This window comes from Psychrobacillus sp., assembly GCF_032154225.1.
Taxonomy (GTDB): Bacteria; Bacillota; Bacilli; order Bacillales_A; family Planococcaceae; genus Psychrobacillus.
On sequence record NZ_JALDYF010000020.1, the window covers coordinates 59,868 to 66,444 of the forward strand.

General features: G+C 33.2%; 9 protein-coding genes and 1 pseudogene. 9 read left to right on the forward strand and 1 reads right to left on the reverse strand.

All coding sequences use genetic code 11. From position 1 onward, the window contains the following. Positions 1–77: 77 nt before the first annotated feature. From RUH95_RS18615 to RUH95_RS18635, 6 genes are all read left to right on the forward strand, one after another. Positions 78–950 carry a YitT family protein gene (locus RUH95_RS18615; protein ID WP_313894401.1) on the forward strand — a complete coding sequence of 291 codons (873 nt, stop codon included), beginning with the start codon at positions 78–80 and terminating at the stop codon, positions 948–950. Between the two features lie 152 nt (positions 951–1,102). After that, positions 1,103–1,663 carry a DEAD/DEAH box helicase family protein gene (locus RUH95_RS18620; RefSeq protein ID WP_313894402.1) on the forward strand — a complete coding sequence of 187 codons (561 nt, stop codon included), beginning with the start codon at positions 1,103–1,105 and terminating at the stop codon, positions 1,661–1,663. 54 nt (positions 1,664–1,717) lie between these two features. Then, positions 1,718–2,185, forward strand: coding sequence for a hypothetical protein (locus tag RUH95_RS18625; RefSeq protein WP_313894403.1), 468 nt, complete (start codon positions 1,718–1,720; stop codon positions 2,183–2,185). Between the two features lie 15 nt (positions 2,186–2,200). Then, entirely contained in the window at positions 2,201–2,413 is a 213-nt protein-coding gene (locus RUH95_RS21555) for an arsenate reductase/protein-tyrosine-phosphatase family protein (RefSeq protein WP_397469523.1), read from the forward strand. 69 nt (positions 2,414–2,482) lie between these two features. Next, the gene (locus RUH95_RS18630; protein WP_313894404.1) at positions 2,483–2,659 is read left to right on the forward strand and encodes a hypothetical protein; all 177 of its coding nucleotides are present in this window, start codon (positions 2,483–2,485) and stop codon (positions 2,657–2,659) included. Positions 2,660–2,715: 56 nt separating this feature from the next. Then, positions 2,716–2,901 (forward strand): hypothetical protein, encoded by a 186-nt coding sequence (locus tag RUH95_RS18635; protein WP_313894405.1) that lies wholly within the window; start codon positions 2,716–2,718, stop codon positions 2,899–2,901. Between the two features lie 512 nt (positions 2,902–3,413). On the opposite strand, the gene RUH95_RS18640 is transcribed toward RUH95_RS18635, so the two are convergent. Then, complete coding sequence (locus tag RUH95_RS18640) at positions 3,414–4,283, reverse strand: LysR family transcriptional regulator (protein WP_313894406.1); 870 nt, start codon at positions 4,281–4,283, stop codon at positions 3,414–3,416. A 127-nt stretch (positions 4,284–4,410) separates the two neighbouring features. Between RUH95_RS18640 and RUH95_RS18645 the strand changes: the two genes are divergently transcribed. The 3 genes and pseudogenes from RUH95_RS18645 to RUH95_RS18655 form a co-directional block, all read left to right on the forward strand. Next, complete coding sequence (locus RUH95_RS18645; protein ID WP_313894407.1) at positions 4,411–4,950, forward strand: prolyl-tRNA synthetase associated domain-containing protein; 540 nt, start codon at positions 4,411–4,413, stop codon at positions 4,948–4,950. A 283-nt stretch (positions 4,951–5,233) separates the two neighbouring features. Then, positions 5,234–6,133 (forward strand): DMT family transporter, encoded by a 900-nt coding sequence (locus RUH95_RS18650; RefSeq protein WP_313894408.1) that lies wholly within the window; start codon positions 5,234–5,236, stop codon positions 6,131–6,133. 210 nt (positions 6,134–6,343) lie between these two features. After that, positions 6,344–6,577, forward strand: a pseudogene (locus RUH95_RS18655) (hypothetical protein); the annotation flags it as partial.

Here is a 6,577-nt window from a genome sequence, read left to right on the forward strand (position 1 = left end):
AAAAAATTCTAATTTTCTCTATAGCAATATAAAAGATGGTAAAATGTAAAAAAAAGAGATTAAAAGAGGAAATTAAAATGAGTACAAACACAAAGCATAAACCTAATACAGCTAAGATGTTATTAAAAGCTATATTGGTCATTATTGGGGGATTTATAGCAGCATATGGTTTAGAAGCAGTACTAATCCCCAATAACGTATCAGATGGTGGTGTAACTGGGATAAGCATTGTTGCTTCACAATTATTCGGGTTCCCTTTAGGTCTTCTAATTGCAATATTTAATATTCCATTCATTTTTTTAGGTTATAAACAGATTGGTAGAAGTTTTGCAATTTATTCAGTAATCGGAATTGCTTCACTAGCAGTCGGCACTAGCCTCATGCACCATATACCTACGATTATTCAAGGAGATACATTGCTAGTAACGGTTGTTGGTGGTATTATCATCGGTTTTGGTATGGGGTTAGCATTACGTAATGGTGGAGCATTAGACGGCATTGATATGTTAGCGGTACTACTTTCACGAAAATTGCCTTTTGGTACAAGTGATTTAATTCTTTTCTTAAATACATTTGTCTTTATTATTGTTTCAACAGTATTTGGTTTTCAAGGGGCTATCTTATCGGCAATAGCTTATTTTATTGCCTCAAAAGTAATTCACATAGTGGAAGTAGGCTTAAGCGGTTCTAAGACCTTTAAAATCATTACAAATCAACCTGAATTAATGGTAGAAACAATTCGTGATCGCTTAGGTCGTGGAGCAACGTATAATATAGTGCATGGTGGTTATTCAAATGAACAATTCAAAGAAATTACATGTGTCATTAACCGTTTAGAAGAAAGCAAGTTGAAAGAAATCATCCATGATATTGACGTGAATGCTTTTATCACAGTTTACGAAGTGGCAGAGGTTAAGGGTGGTAACTTCAAAAAGAATGATATTCATTAAATGATATGGTGCTATATTTAGAGCTTTAATTGTCTTCATAGATCCTAGAGTCGCTTATGCGGCTCTTTATTTATTTGATAACAAAAAAATATTTAAATTAAAAGGTGTTTTTTAGTAGAATGGCGAATCATATGTAAAGAGGTGGAAATACATTGGAAAAGTTTGTTTTTATATTTGGGCCACAAGCCGTAGGGAAAATGACAGTTGGGCAAGAACTATCCGCCATAACAGGATTAAAGCTTTTTCATAACCATATGACCATTGATTTATTAGAACCTCTATATGGATTTAGTCCTGAAATGTGGCGTCTAACACACTTATTTCGTCGAGAAATATTTGATTCCTTTTCAAAAAGCGATCAATACGGAATGATATTCACTAAAATGTGGTATTTCGATCAAAAAGAAGATTGGGATGAGATTGAATACATATGTAACATTTTTAGTTCCCAAGGGGTAAAGATATATTTCGTTGAATTGGAAGCAGATGTAGATGAAAGACTTATTCGAAATAAAACAACTCATCGACTTGAACAAAAGCCAACCAAGCGAAATGTTGAACAATCGGAACAACATTTACTTAATACATTAGAAAACAGAAGGTTAAACTCAATTGAAGGAGAAATAAAAACAAAAAACTACTTGCGAATCAATAATACAAAATTGGATGCAATGGAAGTAGCTCATATGATAAAGAAAGAATTTGACTTATAGATGAAAAGTAGGGAAAACTACTTTAGTACTGGACTTACAAAGGAAAAGGAAAGAATGTCTATGAAATTAAAACATGTATTGTTTGCAATTATCGCTTTTTACTGCCTATTGTTAGCTAGTTGTTCAAATGGAACGAATAAAGACGAGGAATTTCCACCAACTATGACAGGATTCATTAATATTAATGAAACAGCATATAAAATGGCGGTAGGGAATTATAAATGGGAAAGAAAGCAAGGTTTGAATACTCAAGTTGTAGAAACCGATGCTGCATCTCCAAATCAGATAGCTGAAAATTATAAAGTTATTATGGTAGAGCAGGACACTACCATGAATATAGAGATTGAAGAGAATCCAGAGATATCAATTTATTTATGGAATGAAATCGGAAGAGACGAAGAAATAACACCAAATAAAAATCAAATATTTTCTCCTAAAAGCAACGGTCAATACATTTATGAAATTTTAGCAAAATGGCCTAATGGGGAAGTGTCCTATACTTTTGTAATAGAAGTTAGATAATGGGAGTGGTAGGAAATGAATATTTTATTTATTTGCACAGATAATTATACGAGGAGTGTTATTGCAGAACTTTGTATGAAGGATTATCTTAGAAAAAAGAACAATATTTCAGTCCATGTAGGATCTGCTGGGATCCGAGCTAATAGTGATATTAGTAAATACTCTAGCATTCATTTCGACATAATGAATGAGATGGGGATTGATACATCTGCCTTCAAAAGAACATAACTCGATGAGACATGTTTTGAAAACTATGATGTAATTATTGCGATGAGTGAACTTCATAAGGAGTATATTGTGCAACATTACAATCGAGATATTTGCTTATTCAACGAAGTACATAATGGCCCAAAAATGCCAGTAAATATTGGTCTTCCTGATAGTGAAGATTTTTTTGAACAAATGAAAGAATTGGTGAAATATGTATATGATGTTATTCCGAGCATATTAAGTAATACAGAGAATATAAAGTAATTCAACAATTGGGTCAGATTATTGAATGGCGAACTATAAAAAAATGGGGGGGTCACTTGAAATATGTTTTGATATTTATCGGCTTGATAGTTTTAGCTTTTATTAGTTTTAACGTCATAGCTGGTATATTGGGAGCTGACACCAACGATGAGGCTTTGGTTGGTATTATCGTTTTAGCTATGCAAAATACTGCAATCATCACTTTCTTAATTTATCTTGTTTCAAAACAAAATAAAAAATGAACTTGGTGTTCCATTATGATTTACGTAATCGGGTGCGATTGTTTAGTAAGACATATGGAATTAACAATAGCAGGATAGTTGCGGATGGAATTGTAGCCCTTGTTAATTAATAACTTCTATACGAAAGAGATGGTGTTATGACAAGACTTATACTATTTTTATCGCAATTGAGTTTGTATTAGTGGGCGTAGTCAAGATAAAACAAATGGTAACAACGAAAAAAATACACCTGTAATCTTGGGTGATAGCAGTACAGATAGTTTAGGTGCTTGTAAATGACAAGTATTTAATTTGATGGCTACATGCGAAGCAAACGGTATAAGTGTTGCTGACATTGTTAACTTAACGGGAGTACCGAAGCCAACGATTTATTGGCAGATGAAAGAACAAACTAAGAAGTAATCTTGTGCAACTAACAGGGGCTTTTAGTCAAGCGGAGCAATGCCTATTAAGTCGTTGCTTCTTTTACATTTAGAAGTACTTTAGATAAAAAATATTTCCATCATGTTTTTTTACTCTCTCTTTCTATATGATAAATATTCTAAAAGTCTCTTGGCTGCAAGTGAAAGTGATTTTTGTTCTCTCATAGCAATACCAATATTCCGAAAAGCAGGAACTTCAAGCTCTTTCGTTATTATTTGGTAGGGACTACGCTGTAAAATCAATTCTGGTAGTATACTAATTCCTAGTCCGTTTTCCACCATCGACATAATGGCATAGTCATCCCAAGTCGTAAAATCAACTTGTGGTGTGATTTGGTGCTGCATAAAAATTTCAGAGATTTCAGCTTTTGCACCCTTTTCCAATAGCATAAATGGACTGTTCGATAACTCTTTTATTGGAAACTTATCGCAATTAGCAAAAGGATGATCTTCAGGAATTACTACCAGCAAACGGTCTTGCTCCACAAAGATTGTTTCCATTTCAGATTTTATCGGTAGTCGTAAAAATCCAAAGTCGACCCGTCCTTCGATAATCCAGCTTTCGATTTCTGTATAATCCCCTAATAGTAATTCAAAATCAATACCAGGATAGTCTTTCTTAAAAATTTTAATTATATTAGGTAGCCAATGTGTCGCGACACTTGAAAAGGTTCCAATACGAATGATACCAGACTGTATATCGTGTAAGTCCTCGATCTGTATCATTAACATTTCATGTTCATTACAGATTCGTTTTAACTGAGGCAATAACTTTAAGCCATCAGATGTTAAGGTGATACCCGCATGTCCTCTTTCGAATAGTAAAATTCCCCATTCCGATTCTAAATCATTAATCATACGGCTAATGCCAGATTGCGTATAGTTTAATGCCTCAGCAGCTCTTGTAAAGCTTCCATATTCAACTGCTTTGACAAACGCCATATATTTTTGGATATTCATATCGATTTCTCCTATACATGCGGTTTTGTTATGAATCACATGACAAACATTCAAATTTGTGATGTACATTAATATGCTATGCTACTACTACTGGAAAATCAAGTTGGAAAGAGGTAGGAGCGCAGAGATGATTTATGTGAGTGATATTATGGTAAAAGTACCTAAAAATTATAAGACCCCCATGCAAACAATAGTCTATGAAACATTGGAGAAGTTAGAAATTTCGTTTGAACGTGTGGAAACGGATGAAGCCATTTCAATGGAGGATTGTATCGAGATAAATAAAAAATTAAATATGCAGATGGTCAAAACGCTTTTTCTCTGTAACAGTAAAAAGACCAATTTTTATTTATTTGTAACTACTGCAGAAAAACTTTTTAAATCTAAAAATTTCAGCAAGGCACTCAATATATCACGCGTTTCCTTTGCACCGCCAGAACTTTTGGAAAATATTCTGGGGGTTAAAATGGGTGCTGCTACTGTATTTGGTATTTTAAATGATAAAGAAAATCTTGTACAAATTGTTCTAGATAAGGATGTCTATTTAGAAGAGTGGTATGGCTGCAGTGATGGGACTACAACTGGTTATATGAAGGTCAAAACAGAGCAGGTTGTAAATAAATTTCTTCCTTATGCAAAGCACATGCCGACGGTTATTCAAATTTAAATTGTTGCGATTTACATACTGTTGAGGAGTTATGAAATCATTTATTGAAGGATTTTGATTGGTAGCATATTTCTGATTATCGTATTTGTACTGTTTATGCAGAAAGTACAGTTTAGCAAAATTAAAACACACTTTTGTATTTAGTGATTTCCGCGTGGCGATGGATGCAAGCTGAATATTTTTATATGAGGCATATGCTCAAATCGGTGGAAGTAATGCCACCCTCACAAGTTATTAAGGTCCTGTGATTGGTTATATTATAAAGAGATTCGAGGAATAGACCATGAAATCTAAAATACAGTTTATATTATCAATGATTATTTTCGGTACAATTGGTTTAGTAGTTCGATACATTAATCTTTCTGCGAGCGAAAGAGCTTTACTAAGCAGTTTCATTGGATGCTTATTTTTAACATTAATATTCTTCCTCATGAAGAAAAAAATATCATGGAATTCAGTGAAATCGAATACTTTAATTTTGTTTCTTTCTAGTATTGCATTGGGTGGAAATTGGGTTTTTCTTTACCAATCTTATGACCATACAACAATTGCTAATGCAACTCTAGGCTATTACTTTGCACCAGTGTTTGTGATGATTCTTTCTCCATTTGTCCTTAAGGAGCAATTATCTATTAAAAAAATTCTATGTATTGGTGTAGCGATCATTGGTTTGGTTTTAATTGTTTGCGAAGGTCTAAGTGCATCAAATACAGATGATATTGTTGGACTTTCCTATGGATTAATCGCCGCTGCGTTTTATGCTGCACTATTGCTATTAAATAAGTTTATTAAAGATATGGGGAAGTTAGAGTTAACAATCATTCAGCTAGGAATAACTGCTTTATTCCTTATGCCATACGTTTTCCTTACTGAAGGATTTAGTATCTTGAATGTGAACAGTTCTTCCATTCCATTTATTTTAATTTTAGGGATTGTCAATACAGGGATTGGATTTTGGTTATTCTTCTCTGGCATGGAAAAACTAAAAGGACAAAGTATTGCTATGCTAAGCTATGTAGATCCTTTTGTAGCGATACTGATTTCGGCAATTTTCCTGCAAGAGCAAATGACATTGATTCAAATGCTTGGTGGTACATTACTTTTAGCCTCAACATTTATTAGCGAAGTTAGATCAGTCAACTTTTTAAGGCATTTAATGAAAATACCATCTGAACAACGGTAAAAACAGTATGAGCCATTCGTTTCTCACTGTTTTATAAATTAATTTTAACACTTGAAGGATTTATAATCATGCTGGTCTGTAACAAGGTGAGAAAATGTTGATTAGTAAATGTTAATAAAGAAATTGTTGTATGTGAGAATACGTAAGTTAATATCAAAAATTTAGCACACCTGCATGACGTTTTAATGTCAACGCTAATGAGTATTACCTATTATAATAGTCGGGGGTATTGTAGTATTTGTAATTAAAAGGATGGAACATAAACATAATCAAGGTACCCTTGGCAAGAAAAAATAAAAAGCGCTCAAAATGATAGTTTAATACCATTGGGAATGATTTGTGGTTGTGCTGTAGGTGTTATTTCAAGCATGTTTTTCCCAATCTCTTTATTACCTACACTTAGTTTAGGAGCTGGAATAGGTTTATTATTTGGATATTTTGCTT